This window comes from Neolewinella litorea (assembly GCF_004803465.1).
GTDB lineage: Bacteria > Bacteroidota > Bacteroidia > Chitinophagales > Saprospiraceae > Neolewinella > Neolewinella litorea.
In genome coordinates this window covers 531,754-557,323 of the sequence record NZ_SRSF01000002.1, presented here as the reverse complement: position 1 = coordinate 557,323, position 25,570 = coordinate 531,754, and the positions used below count along the sequence as shown (strand labels likewise).

Sequence of the window (25,570 nt, the reverse complement as noted above, 5' to 3'; positions counted from 1 at the left end):
ACCGGACCGGCGGCTGCAAGGGAACAATTAGGTGAGTAAGGTCAAATTCATGAGAGTAAAGCAACCGGGTAATCCCTGCGCTAACAGTTTGTACCCGTAACTTCCATGCGGAGTTGCCACCGGCGGAAGGTTGTTTGAAAAACGGGAGCCGGTACATCAAATTGTAACACAACAGGAAAATTTCCCGGGTTTTTGTGAACCTGCGAAAAAGTCATCCTGTTCCGCCGCCCTACTGCGGGCTGGTGCCGTCGTTTCTCAGCTGTACAGCTTGCCCGTATTGCGGGGCCAGTCCTACCCGTTCAAGCAAGTTGCGGTAGGCGCGTTCGGCCTCCCGGGCTGCCGCGGCGGAAGCGTAGCGCGTCCCGGTGTACAGGGCTACCTCACCCGTCGCCGGCACGTCACGCAGACAGGCCGCCGGTAGCCGCTCGTGACCCCGGATCCCGGCCGCAGCGAGTTGCTGGAACCTTCTATTTGCTTCTTCACCAGGTAGCACCGCATCGACCACCACGTAGCTGATCTCGTTGATTCCCACTGGCGGACATTCGGGGGCGGGTTTCGCGGGTTCCGTACCGGTACCGAAGGGGTCCGCCGGGGCTTCCTGGGCAGGCCCCTGAATCTTGACGTCCGCCGGCGTCCGAAACCGGGGATCGGCAAAGGGGTCCGGTACCACGGGTCCGTAGTTCCCCTCGTAGACCAGGAGCATGAGCAGGCCCACCAACGCGAGCAGCAGGGCCATATTCAGGAAGCGGCGCCGGTTCTGCCGCCGCTCGGCGGGGGTGGCCCCGTAGGCCGGCCTGCGTCCGATTACCTCCATAATTTCCTGCTTGCGACCGTAACGGGAGAGGTAGTCGTTGAAAACGTGGCGGGGTCGGGGAATTTGCTTCAGCGATAACCGCCCGCGGGCGTCGATCACGATCAGTCCCACCCCGTTCTTGCGGCACTGCTGGTGGAGTATGCGGTACTCTTCGCGGTTCACGAAGGTGTCTTCGCCTACCGCGATCCAGCTTTCATTAGCCGGGTACCTTCCCAGTTGCTCAATGGCGGAGATCGACCGGGCGAACCGCAGGCGCAGCGCGGTGACCACCGCCGTTATCAGAATGGAACCGATCAGGAAGACGGCCAGCAGCAGCAGGGTATTGAAGGCGTTGAAGTACCACTGGTAGCCCACAATCGCGGAAAGCCCCACCACCAGTCCCATGCTCAGCAACCTGCCCGTCCATTCCGCCCGCCCGCGGTTGACGCGCAGTTTGAGTTGGTGGATGGTGTTGCGGCTTTTCGCTTCCACCACCACCACATAGGGCCGCGAGCGCGTCCGCAAGAAAGCCAACAGCACGTCGGCTCGCTTCAGCCGGGTGTATACCTCGGTACTTACGTAGGCCGACCGGCGCCGGTAATGGTCGCCGTTCAGGCGGTCGGCCACGGCGTGCTGAATGAACTTTTCCGTCAAGGGTGCTGCCATGGCGCGAAGGTATACGAAATAAAATGTAGCTGAAAATTCAATTAATAAACAAAAGGGAGTATAATTGTGGCAGGATGAGACGTGCTGCCAATTTGCAGCATATGTTAGTTAAGACCTTTGCCAGCGCCGTTCAGGGAGTGGACGCGCGATCCATCATCGTAGAAGTGAACGCCGGTGGTCCCGCCCCGGAAAACAAACCCTGGTACAACGTCATCGGGCTGCCCGACAACGCTATTCGGGAAGGCAGTTACCGGGTAGAGACAGCAATCAAGAACTCCGGGTTCAGAAACAAACGGCTCCGCACCGTCATCAACCTCGCGCCAGCCGATGTGCGCAAGGAAGGGGCCGCCTACGACCTGCCGATTGCCGTGGCCTACCTCCAGGCTACAGGGCAAATTTCGTCGGCCCGGGCCGAAGGGCTGCTCATAATGGGAGAGCTTTCACTCGGCGGCGAGGTTCGTCCCATAAAGGGGGCCCTGCCCATGGCCATCCAGGCACGCCGTCTTGGGTATCGGGCCATGCTCCTGCCCCAGGAAAATGCCCGGGAAGCCGCCATTGTAGACGGGATTGAAGTCTACGGGGTGCGTACCCTGCGGGAAGCTGCCGGATTCGTAGATGGACGTCAGGAGCTACAGGCCGTCGAGGTAAATACACGGGACGAATTCTTCCGCAACCGGATGTCGTTCGACGTCGACTTTTCCGACGTCTGCGGACAGGAGAACATCAAACGCGCCCTTACCCTCGCCGCTGCCGGGGGGCACAACGTGATCCTGATCGGACCCCCCGGCGCCGGTAAGACCATGCTGGCGCGCCGCCTGCCCACCATTCTGCCGCCCATCAGTCTGCGCGAGGCACTGGAAACCACGAAGATTCATTCCGTGGCCGGCGTACTCCCTGAAGACGCTGCCCTCATTACCCGGCGTCCCTTCCGCGCACCCCACCATACGATCAGCGACGTGGCCCTGGTAGGTGGGGGAAGCTTTCCCTGCCCGGGAGAGATCAGTCTGGCGCACAACGGCGTACTCTTTCTCGATGAACTGCCGGAGTTCAAGCGCAGTGCCCTGGAAGTTATGCGGCAACCCATGGAGGAGCGCCGCATTATCATCAGCCGCGCCAAAATTTCGGTGGAGTTCCCCTCCGGCTTCATGCTCATCGCCAGTATGAACCCCTGTCCCTGCGGCTACTTCAATCATCCCGACAAGGAGTGTTCCTGCCACCCGGCGCAGGTCAAGCGGTACCTCAACCGCATTAGTGGGCCCCTGCTGGACCGTATCGACCTCCACGTGGAAGTGACGCCCGTGCCACTGGAAAAGCTTACCGACCATGCCAACCTAAAAGGGGAGGGAAGTGCCGCCATCGCCTCGCGCGTGCAGGCCGCCCGCGCACTGCAGGATAGCCGGTTCGCCGACCACGTCGGTATCTATTGTAATGCGCAAATGCCCAGTCGGATGGTACGCGACCACTGCCGCTTGTCCTCCGCCGGCAATCAACTGCTGAAAACGGCCATGGATCGCTTGCAACTCAGCGCCCGGGCCTACGACCGCATCCTGAAGGTGGCCCGTACCGTGGCTGACCTGGAGGCAAGTGACGACATTGCTACGCATCACCTGGCCGAGGCCATAAATTTCCGTAGCCTGGACCGGGGTACGTGGGGGGAAAAACGGTGAAGGGTAGGCGAGGCTACTACCGGCTTTCGCGGACCTTCAGGATCTTGACTTCCACCCGCTGGTTGCGCTCGTTGCATTCCGGAGTATCGGTCAGACAGACCGGCCGGCTCTTGCCGTATCCCCGGGGCAGCATCTGCGCGGGACCTATTTCCAGGTCATTGAGGTAGTCGATCACCGCTACGGCGCGCTCTTCACTCAGGCGGGCCGCGAAGACTGGACCGGCCCGATAACTGGCGTGTCCGCCAATCTCGACCACCACGTCGGTATTATCGCGGAGGAATTTGGCGATCTCTTCCAGGGCCTCCTGGCTCTCGCCCTCGATCTCGGCGCTGTTGGCCTTGAACTTGATGTCCTCGATGGCGAAGACCTGTCCGATCTTCAATTCACCCCGCGTTTGGCCGAGTTTCACCTGGGGCGCAGCGGGCTTGGCGGGGGCGGGTGGGGTAGTGGTGCGGCGCGGAGTCGGTGGGGGCGTTACCGATGGGCGAGCGGGGGCGGGAGCCGCGGGCTCGGCTTCGGTCACCGCATCGGGTGATTCCCACAGGTCCTGGTCGCAGGCCACTGGTGCGAGTGGCTGGACGTTGTCCAGCAGGACGTTGCCGTTGTAGGGAAAAAGTATGGGCGTTTTGTAGTACGCCTCAAGCATTATATGGGTGTAATCCTGCTCGGGTTTCAGTTTGATGCGGTACTCCCGCCAGGTCTGGCTGGTGACCAGGGGGCTTTCGCCGATTACCTGGCCGACGTCGCAGATGTCGTAACCGCCGCGAATGCGCAGCTTGATGGGGGTATCGTAGTTCTCGTCGTTGTCCGTGAGGCGGCTTTTGGAGAGGTAGCGCTCGGAGCGGGCCAGGCGGACGTTGAATTCGTAGCACTGGCCAGCCTTCAGGGGCGCGCTGAGGCGCTGACTGATCCGCTCGTAGGTATCGTTGTCGCGGGTCACCATACCAAGGTAGGTGTATCCGTCCTGGGCGGGTTTGTCGACCTTGAACAACCGCATGGGGTCGGGCTGGATGTCCACCGCCGATTCGCCGGGAAAGCCACAGTCCGTCCATCCCCGCGGCGCGGCCGCTACCCGGGGCATGTCCTCGAAGGAGGGGTTGGTGAGGAAAATGGTTCCGTCGCTCTGGGCCGCCAGGGCCCCGGTCATCAACAGCAATAGCGGCAGAAAGTAGTTGTACATCGCGTGTCGGTTGTGCCCGCCGGAGAATAGGGCAGGTCGCTGTCGGCCCCGGCGTGTCCATAGTATTCTTAGTAACGCTCCAATCAACAAATTGGTGCAAAAATTATGTTACCGTCACGAGGCGGGGCCTCACTTCTGCAAAATGCGAAAATTCGACTACTCCCTGGATTACGCCCAACTCGACCTGCGCGAGCACCCCGAACTGTACGCGGTCGGCCGGGGCGAGCAGGGCGTGTTGCTGGTGCAGCCTTACAAATCGGAATTGCTCCCCCTCTGGCGGTTCAAGGACCCGGAAGTGGCCCGAGAGTCGTCAAAGGCGATTTACGCACGCTTCCTGCAATACCTGGATGCGGATGATTTTGTGGGGGCGCACATGGCCCGCAAATTTCTGCAAATGGGCTACACGCGGTCGCGGCGCTACGCCAATTATCCAGGAGGCAAAAAGTACGACGGCCCGGTACCCGACGACAAGAAAGGACAAAGCGGAGCCCACGGACGCGATCAGCTTCCCCGTGGGGAGGAAGACCCCGTCAAGGCGGAATCCGCATGCATTTTCAAGGCCCGGTGGGAGGAAGCCAGGGACCACCCCGAGTACCAACGGCAAAAGAAGGCTTTTCAGGAGCGATACGGTTGAGGGTTCAGCTCGCGGCCAGGTCCGCGGCCAGGGACTGGATCATGCGGTCGCACAGCTCCAATTGTTCCACGGCCACGAATTCGTTCGCCCGGTGGGCCTGAGCGATGTCTCCGGGACCGCAGATCACGCTGGGAAATCCTGCATTAGAAAACTGCCCCGCCTCGGCGGCGTAAGCTACCGTACCCGTCGTATCTCGACCGCTAATCCGCTTGGCCAACGCCACGATCGGGGCCTCTTCGGCCGTGTCCAGGGGTGGCACCGGCGGGTGAAAGGGCACGTGCGTGATGGAGAAATCAGGGTATACCTTCCGCCGCAGTCGCTCCCGTTGATGGCAGAAGGCCTCAAAATCGGCGAAGATCTCCCCTGCGTCGTCACGCGGGATGTTGCGGTAATCCCAGTCGAAACTGCATTCGTTGGCGATGATGTTGAAGGCGGAGCCCCCGGCTATCTTGCCCACATGAATACTGGTGTGGTTGGGGGAGAAGCGGTCGTCGGTACGCCCGGCCGAGATTAGTCGGTGCATCTTCTGCTCCAGCCACAGGATAAGGTGAGCGGCTTCGTGCACGGCGTCTACCTCGTCGAGGATGCGGCTGCTGTGTCCCTGACTGCCCCTCACCACGGTGGTGTAGACCATGATGCCCTTTTGCCCGACCATCGGCTGCATCATGGTCGGCTCCCCGATGATGGCACCAGCGGGGATTTCTTCGTAGTGATCGCGGATGGCGGTGGCAAGTAGGTCACCAGAGCGACAGCCGATCTCCTCGTCAAAACTGAATGCGAAGTAGATCGGGCGCTTGAGGTCGACGGACTGCAGCTGGGGTACGGCAGACAGGCAGCTGGCCAGAAATCCTTTCATATCGCAACTCCCCCGGGCGTAAAGGTTTTCCCCCTTCAGCGTGAGCTGAAACGGATCGGTATCCCAGGGCTGCCCGACGGTCGGCACCACGTCGGTGTGGCCGCTGAGGATTATGCCCCCGTCGGCGGCGGGGCCTATCCGGCAATGCAGGCACGCCTTTTCGCCGGTTTCGTCCGGAACCAGCGTGTACGCTACTCCGTGACCGGAAAGGTATTGCTCGATCCAGCGAATGATGGAGAGGTTGCTCTCCCCACCCAGCACGGGAAAGGAGACGAGTTGGGAAAGGATTTCGGTGGTGGTCATGCGGCGGAAGGGGGTTGGGGCGGGACAAAGCAACATAATATTCCCGGGACGCGGGGTCAGCTTGTCGGGCCGGAGCGTGCAACAATTGTTACTTTACAACTATTGAACCGTCCTAACCAACAGTACACAAACCGGACCCTATGAAAGATTTCGCCTTTACGCTTGCTTTTTTTCTCCTTGTATTGGGCGCGGGAGCCTCGCTTACCGCCCAGGTGACGGCCCGCCAACAGATTATGAGTCGCGGAGATCAGGCTTCCATCGTACTGGAATTGCCCGGCGCGGAAGACGACGACGTCGAAGACCTGTGGGAAGACTGGTTGAAGGACACCTACGGCGTCAAGACCAAAGCGACCCGCGGCGACAAGCGCGGGGAGCTGTCCAGCCTGAATTTCGAACTGCCTGGCGTGGGCAACGGCTCAAAAGTCGATATGTACAGCACCGTGCAGGAGGTCGGCGACGGCAGCGAGCTTGTGGTCTGGATCGCCACGCCGGCCGGCTACGTAAGTCCTGCCCTGGACCAGGGCCAGTACGTTGCCGCCGAAAAAATGCTCATGAATTTCGCCCTGGCCGTGAGCCGCGAGCAGATCGAGCAGGACGTCGAGAACCAGGAAGACCGCCTCGACGACCTTGAAAAGGAACTCGACCGCCTGAGAAAAGACAAGGAAGATGCGGAAGATGACATCGAAGATGCCCGCCGCAAAATTGTCGAACTGGAAGAAGAGATCCGCCGCAACATCATCGAGCAGGAGAACAAGCAACGCGAAATCGAGGAACAGATCCGCAAGGTCGAAGCTACCAAGAGCAAGCTCAAGGGATATTAGGGGTTGAGCGCTTCTATGCTCGATCCCGTAGCGCCGCCTTAATCAGGTTTGGTGTTACTGTAACGCCGCCTTTAGCCGGCAGGCAGCTATTTCTTTCGGGTATTACGGGCAGCTTAACGGCTGAAGCCGTCGCTACAGGAACGTTGGCTTGCGTGGTTGCGGGCGGTACGCGTAGCGCCGGCTTGAGCCGGCACGCTGCTGTGATTTCTGCCTGGAGGCTGCTTGAGTAAGCGTGGTTAGGTGATTTACTGCCTCAGGCCTGGAGGCCCTCGACCCATTATTGCCACGGGCTGAGCTTTTCCGTAGCGCCGGCTTGAGCCGGCACGCTGCTGTGATTTTTGCCTGAAAGCTGCCTGAGTAGCGTGCTTCTGTGATTTACTACCTCGGGCCGGGAGGCCCTCCACCCTATATGGGCTGAGCGGCTCTTGGCGCGATTGAAACGCTGCGGTGATTTGTAGAGTCGGGCCTGGAGCCCCTCCACCCAAGTCTCCAAAACCCTCTTTAACCTACGGCCGTTAGGCGGGAAATACACAATCCCATGCCGCGCCAATTAAAGGACGCCCCGCACATCAGCGGTCGCCTGCCCGATACCCACGATTCTTCGGATGCGGTGCCGCAATCCGCCGCACCGCCGGTGAGCACCTTTGCACCCGCGCCCGGCGCCCCGGGTCGGTCCGCACGGCTATGGAAACCCCGGCACATCTACTTCACGGCAGCGGCTCACGCCGAAGAACACGGACGCCGAATCGCCGATCGGCTGGACCAACTGCGGTTACCGTATGAAGTGCTTTCGGCCAACCGCCTGCCGAAGCTCGGTGGGTCCACCGTTCGAGAAACGTACCAAAAGGCCAAGAACACCCTGGCCATCGTCACGGCCCCGCCCAGCGCCCTGAAACTGACGCCGATACCGCCCTCGGCCGACTGGCAGTTTCACCTCGCCAAGGGCTGTCCGGCCCACTGCCAGTACTGTTACCTGGCCGGTAGTCTGCCCGGCGCACCCGTGACAAGGACCTACGCCAATCTCGAGGCCATCCTGGAAAATAACGCCAACTACATCGACCCCCACCGCGCGCTGACCACCTTCGAGGCCAGCTGTTACACCGATCCCCTCGGTATCGAGCACCTGACGGGCTCGCTCAGCCGCGCCATCGAGTGGTTCGGACAGCAACCGGAAGCGCGCCTGCGCTGGGTAACGAAGTACGACGCCGTGAACCCGCTGCTGAACCTGCAACACAACGGGCAAACCCGCTGCCGCATCTCGCTGAACGCCGGCTGGGTCACCCGCCGCCTGGAGGGAGGTACGGCCGACCTGGAAGCACGATTGCACGCCATGCGCCGACTGGCACAGGCCGGTTACCGCGTAGGGGCCGTGCTGGCTCCCCTAATGCCCTTCGAGGATTGGAAAACCGAGTACGCAGACATGCTCGACCGGCTACGGGAAGCCCTGGACTTTCCCGTAGACCTCACCTTTGAGCTCATCACCCACCGCTTTACGCCCGGCTCGAAGGAGATCCTGCTGGACTGGTACCCCAACACCTCTCTCGACTTCAACGAGGAAACGCGCGCCAAAAAGCGGAACAAGTTCGGCAGCCATAAATTCGTCTACACGCGGGAGCAGATGGATGAACTGAAGGGGTGGTTCTCCGCGGAGATCAAGGCGCGGTTTCCGGAGGGAGAGGTCCTGTATTTTACGTAGTCATTCCTAAACCCTTCAGTGGCGTGTCTGCGGTCTATACGGCCGCCCATGCGTACATATGATGCTCCTCGGCCTTGCACGTAGCGTGTGGGGTTCGCGCTGAAGAAAGGCGTCGTGCATAGCAACCGATGACGGCTTCGATCCCCGCCCGGCGCCGGCAGCGGTTCCGCTGCTTTAGTTTTTCGTAGTAAGTCTGCTCTTTTGCTTCCTGGCTGATGCCGGTTAAGGCTGTCCGGGCCACCGATACCTTACAGCCGAACTCGTGCTTCAGTTGGCTATACGCTTGGCGATACACCTCCCGGAATTCTTCCGATCCAAAACACGCTGAGTGCTGCTGCGGGACGTAAGGCAGGTTCAGGAGGAGAAGCATAGGTGGGAAGTGCCCCTCTCGATAAGCACAAAAAAGCCGCCCCGGAATCGCTTCCCGGGGCGGCTTACTGCGATCGCCGAAAGATCAGTGCTTTACGATGCGGTGCGTTTCCAGTCGCTCACTGTCGTCGAGTAGGTGCAGCAAGTACATCCCATCGGGTAGGGCAGACAGGTCGATCCGCTGCCGGTGCTCGAGGTTGTGGATGTCCTTGACCATCCGACCGTGCACATCCGTGACGGTGAGCCGGAGGGGGCGGCCAGGGACGGCAGATTCCAGCGCCACGGTAATCTCGCCTTCCGTCGGAACGGGATACACGGTGAGGGAGGGCGCGGCCGAGCGTGTATCCGTGGCCTTGTCCTTTTTGTTGCCCTTCTGGTTGCTGCTCGTTTGCTGGACCACGCCCTTGGCATGAACCTGCAGGTTGCCGCCGCCGAGGAATTGCATGCCGGTAGCAGTGCCCGTCCAGTGGCTGGAATACTGCAGGTTACCCTGGTTGTCGTAGAGGGTGAAGCCGATCAAGTCGTTGGTGCCGGGCTCCCCGTTGTCCCACATGCGGACCTGGAAGTCGCCGTTGCCGAATACCGATACCGGGTTGTTGGGGTCGGTGACATCCTGCACATTCGCTTTGCCGTAGAAGAGGGCTTCCCCGGTAGCGGGATCCACCGACAGCGAGCTCATGGAGTTGCCCTTGATCTGGTAGGTATGCCGTAGGCCGTCGGCTTCGGTGCGGCGGATTAACAGGCGGATTTTGCCCTGCAGGTTGGTGCCCCGCTTGTTGTAGCGGATGTTGAAGCCGAAGTTTTGCTTCGTACCCGGATCTCCGGCGATGGGGCCCACGGACTGCTGCAGGTTCAGGTAGCCCCCACCGGTCACGAACTCCTCCAGCGGCTTGGATACGGTGACAATCACGTCGTCCTCGGAGGTGTTACGGGAGTAGTATCCGCAGACGCGTACGCCCACCGCGAACTGTTCGGAGTCGGCGTTGCCGATATCCACGCCCGTCCAGTTGTACACCGCTACGCCCGTGCTGGGGTCGGTTGGGTCGACGAGGGAAACGGGGATCGGACTTGGATTGATTACCCCGCCGTCGCGATCGATGAAGTCGACCGTGGCCAGGCTGATATCGCCGGGCTTGCCATCACCGCCGGCATCGGCCGTGGCGGAAATGTCCTGGACCGTGACGGCAAGCAGCACGTCCGCCTGGCCGCTGCGTACGGAGGTGGTCGACACCAGGCTGGCGCCCGTATAGGTGACGCGCGCGTCTTCGGGGGCGATGGGGAAGTCCGCGACGGTACTTTCGCTGGAGCGGTAGATGTCGGTTTCGGCGTAGGCCACCGTCAGCGCGTTGGCCGTAGCCGGGTCAGTGGCGCATCCCGCACTGGGTTGCTGATCCACGGTCAAAGCGGCCGTTGCCAGGCCATTGGCGTCGGTGACGGCACTAATCGTCTGCGATCCGAGGGTGAAGGTCACCGTTTGGCCGGCAATGCCGCTGCCGGTCAGCTGGTCGCGTAAGACGGCGGACAGGGCAAGTTCGTCGGAGTACTGAACCCCGTCATCCCCCGTGTAGGTAAGGGTGGTGGGGCGTTTCACGACGGTGGCGGTCGTTGCGCAGGTGCTGGCATTGCCGTGGTTATCCGTTGCCGTCAGGGTGACGGGGTAGGTGCCGGCGGCGGTGAATTGCGTGGCCGGTACCGTCAGACTGGCGATGCCGCAGGCATCCGAACTTCCACCACCGATGGCTTCCGCGTCGGTTTGCGAGAGCGTGTAGGTGCCTTCGCTTGACAGGTAGATGGTCAGCGGCTGGCAGTCGGCCACGGGGGCCACGTTGTCCTCTACGGTGACGGTGGCCGGGGCGGTGGAGCTGTTGCCGTTTACGTCGGTGACGGTGAGGATGACAGCATTGTCGCCTACATCAGCACAACCGAAACTGGTCCGATCGAGGCTTAAGCTAGCGATGCCGCAAGCATCACTGGAGCCATTGTCGATCTGGGTGGCGGTGATGGTCGCGTTGCCGTTAACATCCAGCTGGACAGTGATATCCTGAGCGACGGCTACGGGGGCTACATTGTCTTCCACGTTGACGGTAGCCGGGGCCGTAGAGCTGTTGCCGTTCACGTCGGTGACGGTTAGCACGACTGCGTTGTCGCCGACATCGCCGCAGCCGAAGGTGGTACGATCCAAAGCCAGGGTGGCAATCCCACAGGCATCATTGGAGCCGTTGTTGATCTGGCTAGCAGTGATGCTGGCGTTGCCGTTAGCGTCCAGTTGCACGGTGAGGTCTTGTGCAATGGCCACGGGGGCTACATTATCCTCGACAGTCACGGTGGCCGGTGCGGTGGAGGAGTTCCCATTAACGTCGGTGACGGTGACCACGACCGGATTCTCGCCTACGTCAGCACAGCCGAAAATGGTCCGATCGAGGCTAATGCTAGCGACGCCGCAAGCATCATGGGAGCCGTTGTCGATCTGGCCGGCGGTGATGGTGGCGTTACCGGTGCCATCCAGCTGGACGGTGATATTCTGCGCGATGGCCACGGGGGCAACATTGTCCTCCACGATCACGGTGGCCGGGGCGCTTGACTCGTTGCCATTTACGTCCGTGACCGTCAGCACAACCGGATTGGTACCGACATCGGCACAGTCGAAGGTGGTACGATCCAAAGCCAGACTTGCAATCCCACAGGCGTCACTAGAGCCATTGTCGATTTGGGCGGCGGTGATGGTGGCATTCCCGTTTGCATCCAGTTGTACGGTGATGTCCTGGGCGATGGCTACGGGGGCTACGTTATCCTCGACGGTCACTGTAGCCGAGGCGGTGGAGCTATTACCGTTCACGTCGGTAACGGTCAGTACTACCGGGTTGAGACCTACATCAGCACAACCGTAACTGGTCCGATCGAGGCTTAGGCTAGCGATGCCGCAAGCATCATTGGAGCCGTTGTCAATCTGGGCGGCGGTGATGGTGGCATTCCCGTTTGCGTCCAGTTGCACGGTGATGTCCTGGGCGATAGCTACGGGGGGTACATTATCCTCGACAGTCACGGTGGCCGGGGCCGTAGAGCTGTTGCCGTTCACGTCGGTGATGGTCAGTACGACTGGATTGTCGCCGATATCGCCGCAGCCGAAGGTGCTGCGGTCTAGGCTTAGGCTAGCGATGCCGCAGGCATCACTGGAGCCGTTATCGATCTGGCTAGCGGTGATGGTGGCGTTGCCGTTAGCATCCAGTTGCAGGGTGATATCCTGCGCAATGGCCACGGGGGCTACGTTATCCTCCACGGTCACAGTTGCCGGTGCGGAAGAGGAGTTACCATTCATGTCGGTGACGGTGAGCACAACTGTGTTGACACCTACGTCCGCACAGCCGAAAGTGGTACGATCCAAAGCCAGACTTGCAATCCCACAGGCGTCACTAGAGCCGTTGTCGATCTGGGCGGCGGTGATGGTGGCGTTGCCGGTGGCATCGAGCTGGACGGTGAGGTTCTGCGCGATGGCAACGGGGGCTACGTGGTCCTCGACGGTAACGGTGGCTGGGGCGGTGGAGCTGTTGCCGTTTACGTCGGTGACGGTGAGCACGACCGGGTTCTCGCCGACGTCGGCACAGCCAAAAATGCTGCGATCGAGACTCAGGCTAGCGATGCCGCAGGCATCACTGGAGCCGTTATCGATCTGGCTAGCGGTGATGGTGGCGTTGCCGTTAGCATCCAGTTGCAGGGTGATATCCTGCGCAATGGCCACGGGGGCTACGTTATCCTCCACGGTCACAGTTGCCGGTGCGGAAGAGGAGTTACCATTCATGTCGGTGACGGTGAGCACAACTGTGTTGACGCCTACGTCCGCACAGCCGAAAGTGGTACGATCCAAAGCCAGGGTGGCGATGCCGCAAGCGTCACTAGAGCCGTTGTCGATCTGGCTAGCAGTGATGCTGGCGTTGCCGTTAGCATCCAGCTGGACGGTCAGATCCTGCGTGACGGCTATGGGGGCCACGTTATCCTCCACGGTGACGGTAGCCGGGGCGGTGGAACTGTTGCCGTTCACGTCGGTGACGGTTAGCACGACCGCGTTGTCGCCGACATCGCCACAGTCGAAGGTGCTACGATCGAGGCTAATGCTTGCAATGCCGCAGGCGTCAGTAGATCTATTGTCGATCTGGGCGGCGGTAATGGTGGCGTTGCCGGTGGCATCGAGCTGGACGGTGATGTCCTGCGCGATGGCAACGGGGGCTACGTGGTCCTCGACGGTAACGGTGGCTGGGGCGGTGGAGCTGTTGCCGTTTACGTCGGTGACGGTGAGGATGACTTCATTCTCGCCAATATCGCCGCAGCCGAAAGTGGTCCGGTCGAGGCTTAGGCTGGCAATACCGCAGGCATCGGTGGAGCCGTTGTCGATTTGGTTGGCAGTGATAGAGGCGTTGCCATTTTCGTCGAGATGGAGCATCAGGTCCTGTGTAACGACGTTTGGCGGCGCAGCATCTGTGCCTGGGGCAACGGTCAATATGCCGGAGGTAACGGTGCAGCAGATATTGTCATCCAGCGTGACCGTAACGGTGTAATCCCCCGGCGGTAGTCCACTGAAATGGCCAGTGTTATTGGTTTGTCCGACCGGGCCGTTTAGGGCGAAAGTCAAAGACCGTTCTGAGACACCCCCAACCTGTATCGCGATAGCTCCGTCCGATGCATGGGGACAGCTCTCTCCACTAATCGTCGATCCGGTCAGCTCAAGCCCGCATCCACCGGGACCGTAGAAGTAGGCTGCACCGGCATCATTGCCATTCGCATCCTCCAGGTTTGCTCCTACAATGATTTGCGAACCACTTATACCTACATGAGAGCCAAAAAGGTCGTTGCTCTCTCCGTCGCATGCCGTGAGTTTAACGACTGGCCCCCACTGATCCGTGCCGCCAACATGGCGGGCAAATAGATAGGCCGAACCGGAGGCGCTGCCCAAGTCATCATCGAAAATTGATCCTACAATGGCCCGGTCTGCATCAATCCCAACGCTCCAGCCAAAAAAGTCATCCGCCGTGCCGTCATCGGCGGTCAGTTTTGTGACTTGGCCCCAATAGTCAATACCTCCCTGGTTACGGTCAAAAATATAAGCCGAGCCGGACCTGAAACCATTATCATCGTCCTGGTAGGCTCCTACTATTACCTGGTCACCACTGATGGCCACGCTATTCCCGAATGCAGCGTAGGCCGTCCCATCGGCGGGGACCAATTTCTTAACCTGCCCCCATTGTTCGGCACCGCCCGCGTGGCGGGCAAATACATAGGCCGAACCGGAGTCGGTCCCATTGTCATCATCGAAGAGCGCCCCAACTACGGCTTTATCGCCGCTGATGGCCACACTCCAGCCGAACGAATCGGCAAACCTGGCATCCGAGGCAGTCAGTTTGGCTACTTGCCCCCACTGGTCGCTCCCCCCCGTGTCCCGAGAAAAAAGGTAGGCGGCACCGGAATTTCCGCCATTGTCATCATCGCGCATAGCTCCGATGATAACCTGCTCCCCACTGATGCCTACACTATAACCGAACCAGTCACCGGCGGCACCGTCGGCGGCGGTTAACTTCGCAACCTGCCCCCACTGATCAGGTCCCCCTGCATGGCGGGCAAAGACGTAGGCCGCCCCCGAATTGTCTCCTTTGTCATCAGCGTAATATGCTCCCACGACGGCCAGGTCTCCGCTGATCGCCACGCTGAAACCAAAATAGTCATCGGCCGAGCCGTCGGTGGCGGACAATTTAGCGACCTGCCCCCACTGGTCGGTACCACCCGCGTTGCGGCCAAGGATATAGGCCGAACCGGCCTTCTCTCCCTGGTCATCGTCTTGGTAAGCTCCCACTATGGCTAGGTCGCCACTAATGTCGGTACTCCATCCAAAGTTGTCACCGTCCTGCCCGTCCAGGGCAGTACGTTTCATAACTCCCGAAAGATCCGACTGAACCAAAGTGCCGATTTCTTCCACCGTTACGGTAGCCGGAGCGGTGGATACATTACCTGCTGCATCAGTAACGGTAAGCCTCACGGGGTTAGGGCCAAGGTCCGCGTTGCTAAAATTCGTGCGGTCAACATATCGCGCAACAATGCCGCAGACGTCACTGGAGCCGCCATCAACATCGGAGGCGGTAAGTACACCTCTGCCACTAGCGTCCAGCCGTAAGGTGACGTCTTGCGCGATGGCCACGGGGGCTACATTGTCCTCTACGGTCACGGTGGCCGGGGCGGTAGAGCTGTTGCCGTTTACGTCGGTGACGGTGAGCACGATTGCGTTGTCCCCTACATCGCCACAGGCGAAGCTGGTACGATCGAGTGCTAAACTAGCAATACCACAATCGTCACTGGATCCGCCGTCGACCTCTTCGGCGGTGATCGTAACACTTCCAGTCGCATCCAATTGGACGGTGAGGTCCTGCGCGATGGCCACGGGTGGTACATCATCCACGCCCGGAGCGACGGTGAGTACCTCGGAGGTGACCGTACAGGAAGGGTCGTCGGTGACCGAAACGGTGACGGTGTAGTCCCCGGCGGGTAAGCCGGTAAACTCACCGGTGGCGTTGGTTTGCTCGACCGGGCCGGTGAGGGTGTAGGTGAAGGAGTCGGCGGTAGCCGTGTCGACCTGTACGGTGATGGAGCCGTCCGAGGCACCGGGACAGGTTTCAGCAGATAGGGTAGTAGCTAGAAGCTCAACCCTACAATCTTCGGAACTGAAAAATCGGACCGCACCATTATCACTATCACCCGGGCTTCCTACTATGATTAAGTCTTCACTCAAGACGATGCTATTGCCAAAACGACCACTTTGATCCGATGTGTCGGCCTTTGGTATTTTCGAGATCAGACTCCAATCGTGGGTTTGGCTGGTGTCACTGGCGAAAACATAGACCGCCCCCCTGTTTTTTAGTCCTCCATCGGCGAATGGAGCCCCTACTATAGCCATGGAATGGTTTATATCTACACTGTATCCGAATAAATCATTTCTGGCTCCATCAAAAGCAGTGAGTTTTGCCAGCTGTACCCACTCTGCTCCCACACTTTGCGCGCTCGAAAACACATATGCAGAACCGGAGGATGAACCGTTTTCATTGTCCCTTATCGCTCCAACTATAGCTAAGTTCCCATCTATTGCAACGCTAGATCCGAGTTGTTCATAACCCTCCGCATCTTCGGCGGTAAGTTTTGCAATTTCTTCCCATTCGCCGGTATTCGACGCGTTTGTAGTAAAAATATAGGCTGCACCCGCAGCGGGTCCCTTCTCATCGTCCCCTTTCGCTCCCACAATAGCTAAGTTCCCGTCTATTGACACGCTAAATCCAAAATACGCGTAGGGGCCGGCATCGGATGCGGTAAGCTTGGCGGTATTATTCCACTGGTAGGCACCTGCCTCGTCACGCGTAAATACGAAAGCTGAACCAGACCGATTATACGCCCCAACCAGGATAAGGTCCCCATCTATCGCAACGCTATGCCCAAAGAAAGCCTGTGACACTTCACCGTCACCGGTCAGCGTGGCCACCTGTCCCCATTGGTTTGCTCCTCCCGCATTGCGGGCATACACGTAGACGGCTCCGGCATCCATCCTTACATCATCATTCCGGTACGCACCCACAATAGCTACATCTCCACTAATGGCTACACTGTAACCGAAGAAATCACCATCCTGTACATCGGGAGTAGCCAATCTGGCTACCTGCTCCCAATTGTTAGAATTTACTTGGCTTCGAGTTAAAATATAGGCTGACCCGGCAAAGTTGCCAACGCCATACGCTCCTACAATGGCTAGATCCCCGTCAACGTCCACGCTGTAGCCGAAGTAATCCCCCGCTTCCCCGTCGTCGGCCATGACTTTAGCAATCTCGCTAAAGTCCTGCCCCGCGACCGGCACCGCCAGCAGCAAAAGCAGCAGCAACCAGGCAATACCTACCCAGCCGTGGCTGCCTCGCGTGCGGGAAGGGCGTTTTAACCGGTGGTAAGGATGGTCGCCCGAAGGGCAAGAAATTGAAGTGTTGGGAGTGAATGCAAGTCGAGTAGTGTGTGGCGACATACCGCGTTTGTAGTTAGTAAGCATTAGAAGGGTAGTACGGCCACCGCCTTCCGGGTGAAGCCGGAGGGGGCATTGCCGTGCCAAAGTTTTTATCGTGGGAATTAGGATTTAAACCGCAAGGCAAGCGGTTTTAAAGGCAGGTTTCATAGGGTCCATACCCATACCACATAAATGGTAACCCTGATATATTATTTTTTTGACCATCTGCCCGTGCTTAAAAGCGAATCCACCATACTTCAGGTCCCGACTCAGGTTGTATATGCCGGGCTTTCCGATCATTGCGCCCGGTGAAATTTCGTTGCACCCGCGCCTACCACCGCCCCGGTTGCGGAATGCCAACGCAGGTATGCCGGCATTCCTCTCCCTTCCTGAACGCTAGGTGGGGCCGTCCATGCTAAAACGGCCAGATGGGTGCCGCGGTCACGTCAGCAACTCCCCGGCCCGCTCACTCACCTCCAAACCCGCCCAACTCGCCCGGCTCGAAGGAGATCCTGCTGGACTGGTACCCCAACACCTCACTCGACTTCAACGAGGAAACGCGCGCCAAAAAGCGGAACAAGTTCGGCAGCCACAAATTCGTCTACACGCGGGAGCAGATGGATGAGCTGAAGGGCTGGTTCTCCGCGGAGATCAAGGCGCGCTTTCCGGAGGGGGAGGTGCTTTATTTTACGTTGTCATCCGGCCGCCGGAAGCACCCAACGAAGGCGCGGTAAAGGACCTCCGATTCCCACTAGGCACCCAATAGCTCTGGCGCATTCTCGCTCACCTCCAATCCGGCCCAGGAAGCCGTACCCTCGTACACCACCGTTTGGTCCTTTTCCAGGCGCACAGCCAGTTCCGCCTGCAGGCTCTCCTGGATTTTGCCCGTCATGGCCCCGCCGATCGGACTGGCAAGATGGCCGCCGGGCGCCGGCTGCCCGGTGATGGTAAGTCGGTGGCGTCGGTTGCTGAACACCAGGGTGACGCTCTCCGCGTTCGGGGCGAAATCGACCTCGACCCGCGCCCCGGACCAGGTGGTGAAGGTGTACAATTCGCCGTCGAGCAGCAGCGTACACAAGAAGCCGCGGAAGCTCGAAGTCAGCCACGGTATCACCGCCACGCTCAGCATCAGACTGGCCGGCTCGCGGGTGCCGCTCAGGTGGTTGGACTGCCCCCAGATCCAGGCTTCGGGGAACCCGCTGCCCCAGTCCTTTTCGGTGTAACCGACCCCGGAAGAGGCGTCGTAGACCTTGCGCCCTACCTGGATATTGCCTTGGATCCGGTGGTGGAAGCTCACCAGTCCGTGGTAACACTGCATCCGCGGCACGAAGCTGTACCACCCCATGATGCCGGGCGCCAGGAAGCGCGACGGCCAGGGCGTGACGCCCTCGAAATTCAGGTCGACCTGCAGTTCCGGTAGATCCACCCGCAACCGGTCGGTGGCGAAGCAGTGCGGCCCCACCTGCACGTCGAAGCGGTAGGCCGCGGAGCGGAAATCGACCGTGGTGTATTCGTGGTAACTGGCGGTGGCCGCCACGCCGTCCAGCACCTGCAGAAAGCTGTGCCCCTCACCGGCCGCATCGTAGCTGATGCCCGGGATGAAGGCGTAGGCCAGGCGGTGCTCCGGTACCACGACCTTGAAATACCACCCTTCAAAGTACCGGCGGCGGCGCCCCCAGCCCTGAAAGCGCGGAGGATCGAAGGCCGCCCGCCGGCGAAGCAGGAAATCATCCATGCCGGAAGATAAGGCCCGCTGGAGCGGATTGGGCGAATCCCGCTATTTTGGAGCTATTACCAATCCCGCCGCCGCCGTGAAGCCGTACCCATTTTTCAGCTTATTGCTTCTCTTTTTCGCCTGCACGGACTCCGGCCCCGCCCCGGTGCCCTACACCGCCGCCGGCGTGAACGAGGAACTGATCGAGGAATACGGCGCCGACGCCTACGGTATGAAACCCTACGTCATGGCCTTTCTCCGGACCGGCCCCAATCGGAGTCCCGACAGCACCGCCGCCGCCGAACTGCAGCGGGCCCACCTCGAAAACATCGAACGCATGGCGGAGGCCGGCGACCTGGTCCTGGCCGGTCCCTTCCTCGACGAGGGCGAACTGCGAGGCATCTACGTATTCAACGTAGCCACCGTGGAGGAAGCCCGCGCCCTCACCGCCTCCGACCCCGCCGTCCGGGCCGGCACCCTGGTCATGGAACTGCACTCCTGGTACGGTTCGGCCGGACTGATGGGCCTGAACGAACTGCACCGTACCCTCGAATCCCGCTCCCCGAGCCAGTAGGCCCGGCACTTGCTTTTCCGTACCGCACCCGCGACCGCGCCCCCGTAACCCAGGTTTTGCCGCGCCCGCCGGTGCCGTATCCCCACCAAAAGCCAAGCCGGTGGCGACATCCCCCGCCGCTTTGACGTTTCCTTAACGGAGGTGGCCTGTGCAATGCGGTTCCACCTTGCATCAAAGGGACATGAACCGCCCCAAGCCCAGCACTATGCAGTACCTTCTGATCCTTCTCCTCTCCCTCCTCACCGGCAGTCTTATGGCCCAGGACCCCGACGATACCTACCGGCGCATTGACGCCCTGATCGAACAGGGCAAGTACCGCAGTGCTCTGCAGCTGGCCGACGAACTGTACGCCGGCACCGAGGGAGCCGACCACCGCGCCCGCGCGCTCGACTACCGCGCCACCCTCACCCGGCAGCTGGAAGAAGACGGCGAGGCCGCAGCCGTCAACCTCCTCCGCAACGCGCTCCGCGACACGACCGCCCCGCCCGCACTGGCCACCGTCACGCACCTGCTGCTGGGCGAGTTCTACCACCGTTACGCCGAGAGCAACGCCTACCGGCTCAGCGAGCTTACCACGGTCGGGGAGGGGGCGGTGCCCGATACGCTGCCGCTGGCCGACTACGGCCTGGACCAGCTGCTGTACCTGAGCCAGCGCCACCTTTATCGCGCCCTGGAGCTTGCGCGCGCCAACCAGACGCCCCTGTCGGCCATCCCCGCCCTGATCACCGGTGGGGAAAGTCGCCGGCGCGAGGTGCCCACACTTTACGACCTGATCGTCGACCGCGCCATGGAGGTGCTGGGGAGCAGTCTGGGCACCGTGACCGACGAGTCGATCGCCCGCCCCGAACTGGCTCTGCTGCCCGCCGAGGCCTTCGTGGAGCAGGACCTCAGCCTCAACTTCAACCTGAGTAAGGGCACGCCCCGCAAACTTCAGCTCTACCAGCAGTGGATCGCTTACCACCTCGACGCCGGCGGCCCGGCCCTGCTGCACGCCGACCTGGAACGGATGAAGTTCGCACACCGCAACGGTGCGCCGGACTCCCTCTACCTCACCGCCCTGCAGGGGATGTACGACAACTACCCCGGCGTAGTGGAGCGCGACCGCATCCTGGTGGAAATGGCCCGCGTGCTCGACCGCGACGATGAGCAACTCGGTCCGCGGCCGCGCGTACGGGCGCTGGCCCTGCTCGACCGGGTAGGGGAGGCCGACCCCGTGGCCCGCGTGGAAGCCCAGCAGCTGCGGGCCGGCATCACGACCCCGGTGCTGGGGGCGCGTGCCCTTACGTTCTACCCCCGCAAGCAGCACCTGCTGGTGGGCCTGATCTACCGAAACGTAGCGCGGGTACACTACCGGGTGTACGCCTACGACCCCGCCGCCGGCGAACGGAACTCCTACCGCGGCGACGAACGGCTGGCCCAGGTGATGAAGGGCCGACAGGTGGCCAGCGGCAGCCAGCGCCTGCCCGAAAACGACGACTACAGCCAGCACCGCACGGAGCTGGACCTGGACCCCCTGCCCGCGGGCGGCTACCGAATGGTGATCGCCGACGACGACCGGTTCAGCGCCAGGAGCTCCAACTTTTCGGTGATCAGCTTTCAGGTCACCGACCTGGCGGTCGTGCGCGTGGAAGGGACCGACGGGGCCTACGTGCAGGTGGCCGACCGCAGCACCGGCGCGGCGATCGAGAACGTACGCGTGACCGTGCGCGAACAGCAGCGCAACGGCAATTATGTCCAGGTGGCTACCCGGCAATCCGACGCCAAAGGCACCTTCACTCTGCCTGCCGCCGACCGCTACCGCAGCTACCAACTGATCCTGGCCCACCCGGCTACCAGCGATCGGCTAGTTACCGAGGAATATGCCTACAATAATCTGCAGGCCCCGGCCCGCGAGAACTTCTTCACCACCCTCCTGACCGACCGCGCGATCTACCGGCCCGGACAGACGGTCCACGTCTACGGGCTCCGCTACCGCACGGGAACCGATGAGCTGCCGGTCATCGTGCCGGGGGCGACGGTCAGTGTGGTGCTCCGCGACGCCAACTACCAGGAGGTCGCCCAGCGGGAAGCCACCGCCGACGCCTACGGGCGGTTCAGCCTCGACTTTGCCCTGCCCACGGGGGGGCTGACGGGCGATTTCAGTCTGCAAACCGAGAACGGCAACGCCGAATTCCGGGTGGAGGAATACAAGCGGCCCCGCTTCACCGTCGAACTGGAGACTCCGCCCGCCGTAGAACCGGGCGCCACGGCCACCGTAACCGGCACGGCCCTCACCTACGCCGGCCCGCCCGTGGCGGAAGCGCGCGTGAACTACCGGGTCTACCTGGAGGAGGTGCGCTGGTTCTTCAGCTACTTCCGCGGCGGGGGCGGCGGCGGTGACCGCGAACTCCTCGTCAGCGGCACCACCGACACCGACGCCGGCGGTGACTTCACCTTCACTTTTGAGACCCGCGGGGACCTCAATACCGACGGCTTCCGGCGCTACCGCTACGTAGTGGAGGCCGACGTAGCCGATGCCACCGGGGAAACCCACCAGGCGACCACCACGGTGGCCGTTCGCGGACAACGTCCGGCCGTCGCCGTCACGCCACAGCGGGAGACCGTTGACCGGGGCGACAGCCTGCAGTTGCTCGTCACCACCGACGCGGCCGATACCTCACTGGAGCTTCAGGTCAGGATCGTACCGGTCACTAAACCGAACGCCGCCCTCATCGACCGGGAGTGGGAGGCCCCCGACCGGCCCGTCATCAACCGTGCCGCTTTCGAGCGTCACCATCCCCACCTGGCGTATGGTCCCGTGCCGGAGTTGTCGGAATGGCCCACGACCGGCCCCGCCGTGTACAATGCCGCGGTGACGCTTGCCGGTGCGGAGCGGCGGATGGCCCTGCGGGCCGACTTTCCCGTCGGGCATTACCGCATTGAATTTACCTACCCCGACGGTACCGAGGGCGTGCCCGCTACCTTCAGCGTGTACAGCTCCGCGGCCGCGGAGATGCCGTCCGGCGTGTTGTACCTGCTGCATGGCGCACCGGACACTGTCTCGGTGGGTGAGCCCGTACAATTACAGCTGATCTCCGCCCTCGACCTGCCGCTCGTCCTTTACCAGTGGCAAGGGCGTACTACCACCATTCCGGACCGGGCGTCGGGCGAGCGCAGCATCCGGTTTACCTATACGCCGACGGAAGCGGACCGGGGCGGACTGGCCTTTGAACTAGGGTTCGTGCGGCTGAACCGCATGCACCGCGTGGGCCGCCAACTGGCCCTGCCGTGGGAGAACAAGGAAATTACGGTCACCTACGCCACCTTTCGCGACCGACTGCGGCCGGGCTTTCCGGAGCAGTGGACGCTCACCTTGCGCAACGCCGACGGCTCACCCGTGGAGGCCGCGGCCCTGGCCACGATGTACGACGCCAGCCTGGACCAAATCTACGCCGGCCGGGGATGGGACTTTGCGCCCTACCCGCGCTTCTACGGCGGGGCGGCGCTGATCGGCGGCGGCAGCTTCGGCAGCGATTGGGGCTGGAGCTTCACTGCGCCGCGGTCGTTGGGCACAGACACGATCCCGGCGCTGCCCCGGCTGCGCCTCTCCGGCGACCGCCTGCAGGAGGTAGTGGTGACCGGCATGGGCCGCGCGGCCCGCTTCCGGGGAAACGTGGAGGCCATGGCTATGGAAGCTCCCGAGGAAGAAGTACTGATGGATGCGGAGAAAAGTATAGTGGCAAATCAGGTGTCAGCGCCCCCGCCGCCCCCCACGCCCGGGGAAGCGTCCGAAGAGGAGCAGGATCCCCCGGTGAACCTGCGCACCAACCTGCGGGAGACCGCCTTTTGGTTGCCGCAACTCACCGCCGGAACGGACGGCAGCCTGCAGATTTCCTTCACCAGTCCGGAGGCCCTCACCGCCTGGAAATTCCGGCTGTTCGCCCACGACCGGGAACTGCGCTACGTGATCTCCGAGCGCGAGATCGTCACCCAAAAGGAGCTCATGGTACTGCCCAACGTCCCGCGCTTCTTCCGGGAGGGCGATTCCCTCGGCCTGACCGCCCGCGTTTCCAACCTGACCGACCGGGAGCTGCCCGTGACCGTACGGCTGGAGCTGTTCGATCCCGCGACCGATAAGGCGCTTTCCGTTGCTGATTTTGGCGCGTCCGCGGGTGCCGTAGACCTGACCCAGGAGGCGACCCTCGCCGGCCAGGGCTCCGCAACGGTGCGGTTTCCGCTCAAGGTGCCGGAAGGACTGTCGGAGCAAGGCTTGCTGGGTTACCGCATCACCGCACGCGGGGGCGATTTCAGCGACGGGGAGGAGAACGTGGTGCCCGTGCTCACCGACCGTACCCTCGTTTCCGTCACCGTGCCCTTTTACCTCAAGCGCAACGAACGCAAAACCGTGTCCCTGCCCCTGCTGGCCGACTACGACAGCGAGACACTCCGGCACGTTGGCTACACTTTTCAGGTGACGACCAATCCTACGTGGCTGGCCCTCAAAGCCCTTCCTTACTTGATGGAGTACCCCTACGACGGCACCGAGCAGGTGGTCAACCGCTACTTTGCCAACCAGCTGGCTTATGCCACGGTCGCCAACAAACCGGTGCTGGAGCAGGTCTTCCGTCGGTGGCAGGCCGACAGTACCGCCCTGCTCGGCGAGCTGCAGCGCAACGAATCGCTCACGCAGGCCCTGCTCACCGAAACCCCCTGGGTGCGGGAAGCGGAGTCGGAAACCGAGCAGCGGGCCCGGCTGGCGCACCTTTTCGACCTGAAAAAACTGGCCCGCGAGCAGGAAGCCACCCTGGCCAAGCTGGCCGCGCGCCAGGAGAGCGACGGTGCCTACAGCTGGTTCCCCGGTGGCCCCTCCGACCGCTACATGACGCAGTACGTCGTGGAGACCCTGGCCCAGATGCGGCAACTCGGCGTGGTGGCCAAATCGCAATCGACAACGGTTGAGCGAATCACCCAACAGGCCCTGGTGTACCTCGATGCACAGCTCACCGACGATTACCGCCGGCTGCTGGCCGACCAGGACTCCGTCAACGTACGGAAAAGCTACCGCCCTTCCGCCCTCCAGGTGCACCACCTGTACGCCCGCGCCCAATTTGGGGCCGCCGCGACCGAAGCCGTTGAGTTCTTCCGCGCGCGGGCCCTGGACCGGTGGACCGATTATGGGCTCTACGAACAGGCCCTGATCGCCCTGATCGGCAAGGCTGGCGATAGCCCCGTTGCCCCGGCCATCGTGGAAAGCCTGCGCGAGCGGGCCCTGCATTCGGACGAGTTCGGCATGTACTGGAAATACCCGTCCGGGTACCAGTGGAACAACCTCCCCATCGAGACCCACACGCGGCTGCTGGAGGCTTTCCGCACGATCGATCCGCGGCCGGAAGAACTGGATGAAATGCGCCTCTGGCTCCTCAGCAACAAGCGGACCAACCGCTGGTCAACAACCAAAGCCACCGCCGCGGCCGTCTTAGCGCTGCTGAATACGGGGGTTGAATACCAGGTTGACGATCAGACGCTGCCGGTGGAAGCCACCTGGCCCGGCATTCCCGGCGACGGGCCCGGCACCCGCGTACTCGCCCTGCAGGAAACGGCAGAAGTGGGTACGGGAGAGATCACCCTGCGCCTTTCATCGGAGGAGGTGAACCGCGACCTGGCCACGGTGAAGGTGCGCAACCGCGGAAACGATCTGGTGTGGGGAGGCGTGTTCTGGCAGTACACCGAACGGGCCGACCGCGTGGAATCAAGTTCCGGCGGCGCCCTGAGTCTGGAACGGCAACTGTTCCGCCGTGCGGGCGACCGCCTTATCCCCCTGACCGAGGATGCACCACTCAAGCCCGGCGACCGCGTGACCGTGCGCCTGACCGTGCGCAGCGACCGCGACCTGGACTACGTACACGTCAAAGACCGCCGCGCCGCCACCTTCGAACCGGTAACCGCACTTTCGGGCTATACCTACCAGGGCGGGCTGGGCTACTACTTCGCGCCCGGTGACCTGGCTACCAACTTCTTCATCGACCACTTGCCCAGAGGTACCTACACGCTAGAATACGACCTCTTCACGACCTACGCCGGTAATTTCAGCAATGGACTGGGACGAGTGGAGTGTATGTACGCGCCGGAGTTCGGTGGGAATAGTGAGGGGGGAAGGGTGTTGGTATGGTAGTCTTTTAGTCTTTTAGGGTTTTAGTCTTTTAGGCACTTAGTTCTTTAGGCGAATAGTTCTTTCGAGATGGCTCCGCCAGGGACGCTACCGCGTATAGTACTACTCAACTAAAGCCCTAAAGAACTAAGA

Annotated in this window: 12 protein-coding genes and 1 pseudogene; 7 read left to right on the top strand and 6 right to left on the bottom strand. The window is 61.5% G+C overall.

What is annotated here, in order from left to right; translation table 11 throughout:
• Positions 1-229: 229 nt before the first annotated feature.
• Positions 230-1,459: an ABC transporter permease gene (locus tag E4021_RS08035; RefSeq protein ID WP_136458152.1), complete on the bottom strand. Its 1,230-nt coding sequence runs from the start codon at positions 1,457-1,459 to the stop codon at positions 230-232.
• A 101-nt stretch (positions 1,460-1,560) separates the two neighbouring features.
• Between E4021_RS08035 and E4021_RS08030 the strand changes: the two genes are divergently transcribed.
• Positions 1,561-3,126, top strand: coding sequence for a YifB family Mg chelatase-like AAA ATPase (locus E4021_RS08030; RefSeq protein WP_136458150.1), 1,566 nt, complete (start codon positions 1,561-1,563; stop codon positions 3,124-3,126).
• 16 nt (positions 3,127-3,142) lie between these two features.
• Here the strand turns inward: E4021_RS08030 and E4021_RS08025 are convergent, their stop codons facing one another.
• On the bottom strand, positions 3,143-4,306 hold the full coding sequence (locus E4021_RS08025) for an OmpA family protein (protein ID WP_136458148.1): 1,164 nt from the start codon (positions 4,304-4,306) through the stop codon (positions 3,143-3,145).
• Positions 4,307-4,448: 142 nt separating this feature from the next.
• Between E4021_RS08025 and E4021_RS08020 the strand changes: the two genes are divergently transcribed.
• Complete coding sequence (locus E4021_RS08020) at positions 4,449-4,940, top strand: DUF4385 domain-containing protein (RefSeq protein WP_136458146.1); 492 nt, start codon at positions 4,449-4,451, stop codon at positions 4,938-4,940.
• Between the two features lie 4 nt (positions 4,941-4,944).
• On the opposite strand, the gene argE is transcribed toward E4021_RS08020, so the two are convergent.
• Complete coding sequence (argE, locus tag E4021_RS08015; protein WP_136458144.1) at positions 4,945-6,099, bottom strand: acetylornithine deacetylase; 1,155 nt, start codon at positions 6,097-6,099, stop codon at positions 4,945-4,947.
• A gap of 140 nt (positions 6,100-6,239) precedes the next feature.
• Here argE and E4021_RS08010 point away from each other — a divergent pair, with 140 nt between their 5' ends.
• Together E4021_RS08010 and E4021_RS08005 are read left to right on the top strand one after the other, a co-directional pair.
• Entirely contained in the window at positions 6,240-6,920 is a 681-nt protein-coding gene (locus E4021_RS08010) for a hypothetical protein (RefSeq protein ID WP_136458142.1), read from the top strand.
• Positions 6,921-7,458: 538 nt separating this feature from the next.
• Positions 7,459-8,616 (top strand): SPL family radical SAM protein, encoded by a 1,158-nt coding sequence (locus E4021_RS08005; RefSeq protein ID WP_211096993.1) that lies wholly within the window; start codon positions 7,459-7,461, stop codon positions 8,614-8,616.
• 454 nt (positions 8,617-9,070) lie between these two features.
• On the opposite strand, the gene E4021_RS08000 is transcribed toward E4021_RS08005, so the two are convergent.
• Both E4021_RS08000 and E4021_RS18560 read right to left on the bottom strand, forming a co-directional pair.
• Positions 9,071-15,754 (bottom strand): T9SS type A sorting domain-containing protein, encoded by a 6,684-nt coding sequence (locus E4021_RS08000; RefSeq protein ID WP_246050251.1) that lies wholly within the window; start codon positions 15,752-15,754, stop codon positions 9,071-9,073.
• A 111-nt stretch (positions 15,755-15,865) separates the two neighbouring features.
• A pseudogene (locus E4021_RS18560) lies at positions 15,866-17,023 on the bottom strand (FG-GAP repeat protein); the annotation flags it as partial.
• Positions 17,024-17,430: 407 nt separating this feature from the next.
• Here E4021_RS18560 and E4021_RS07995 point away from each other — a divergent pair.
• Positions 17,431-17,736 (top strand): spore photoproduct lyase family protein, encoded by a 306-nt coding sequence (locus E4021_RS07995; RefSeq protein ID WP_136458138.1) that lies wholly within the window; start codon positions 17,431-17,433, stop codon positions 17,734-17,736.
• 17 nt (positions 17,737-17,753) lie between these two features.
• Here the strand turns inward: E4021_RS07995 and E4021_RS07990 are convergent, their stop codons facing one another.
• A complete protein-coding gene (locus tag E4021_RS07990; RefSeq protein ID WP_136458136.1) occupies positions 17,754-18,737 on the bottom strand; it encodes a tocopherol cyclase family protein in 984 nt (327 codons plus the stop codon).
• Here E4021_RS07990 and E4021_RS07985 point away from each other — a divergent pair.
• Positions 18,736-19,290, top strand: a complete 555-nt coding sequence (locus E4021_RS07985; RefSeq protein WP_136458134.1) for a YciI family protein — start codon at positions 18,736-18,738, stop codon at positions 19,288-19,290. The two genes, E4021_RS07990 and E4021_RS07985, sit on opposite strands and share 2 nt — an antisense overlap.
• 205 nt (positions 19,291-19,495) lie before the next feature.
• Positions 19,496-25,441 carry an alpha-2-macroglobulin family protein gene (locus tag E4021_RS07980; RefSeq protein WP_168797520.1) on the top strand — a complete coding sequence of 1,982 codons (5,946 nt, stop codon included), beginning with the start codon at positions 19,496-19,498 and terminating at the stop codon, positions 25,439-25,441.
• The last annotated feature ends 129 nt before the right edge of the window (positions 25,442-25,570 follow it).

Bases quoted from the DNA above. Each gene is read 5' to 3' on its own strand.
- E4021_RS07995 (WP_136458138.1), top strand. From the start codon at position 17,431: ATGGGTGCCGCGGTCACGTCAGCAACTCCCCGGCCCGCTCACTCACCT.
- E4021_RS07980 (WP_168797520.1), top strand. From the start codon at position 19,496: ATGCAGTACCTTCTGATCCTTCTCCTCTCCCTCCTCACCGGCAGTCTT.
- argE (WP_136458144.1), bottom strand. From the start codon at position 6,099: ATGACCACCACCGAAATCCTTTCCCAACTCGTCTCCTTTCCCGTGCTG.
- E4021_RS07985 (WP_136458134.1), top strand. From the start codon at position 18,736: ATGCCGGAAGATAAGGCCCGCTGGAGCGGATTGGGCGAATCCCGCTAT.
- E4021_RS08020 (WP_136458146.1), top strand. From the start codon at position 4,449: ATGCGAAAATTCGACTACTCCCTGGATTACGCCCAACTCGACCTGCGC.
- E4021_RS08025 (WP_136458148.1), bottom strand. From the start codon at position 4,306: ATGTACAACTACTTTCTGCCGCTATTGCTGTTGATGACCGGGGCCCTG.
- E4021_RS07990 (WP_136458136.1), bottom strand. From the start codon at position 18,737: ATGGATGATTTCCTGCTTCGCCGGCGGGCGGCCTTCGATCCTCCGCGC.
- E4021_RS08005 (WP_211096993.1), top strand. From the start codon at position 7,459: ATGCCGCGCCAATTAAAGGACGCCCCGCACATCAGCGGTCGCCTGCCC.
- E4021_RS08010 (WP_136458142.1), top strand. From the start codon at position 6,240: ATGAAAGATTTCGCCTTTACGCTTGCTTTTTTTCTCCTTGTATTGGGC.
- E4021_RS08030 (WP_136458150.1), top strand. From the start codon at position 1,561: ATGTTAGTTAAGACCTTTGCCAGCGCCGTTCAGGGAGTGGACGCGCGA.
- E4021_RS08035 (WP_136458152.1), bottom strand. From the start codon at position 1,459: ATGGCAGCACCCTTGACGGAAAAGTTCATTCAGCACGCCGTGGCCGAC.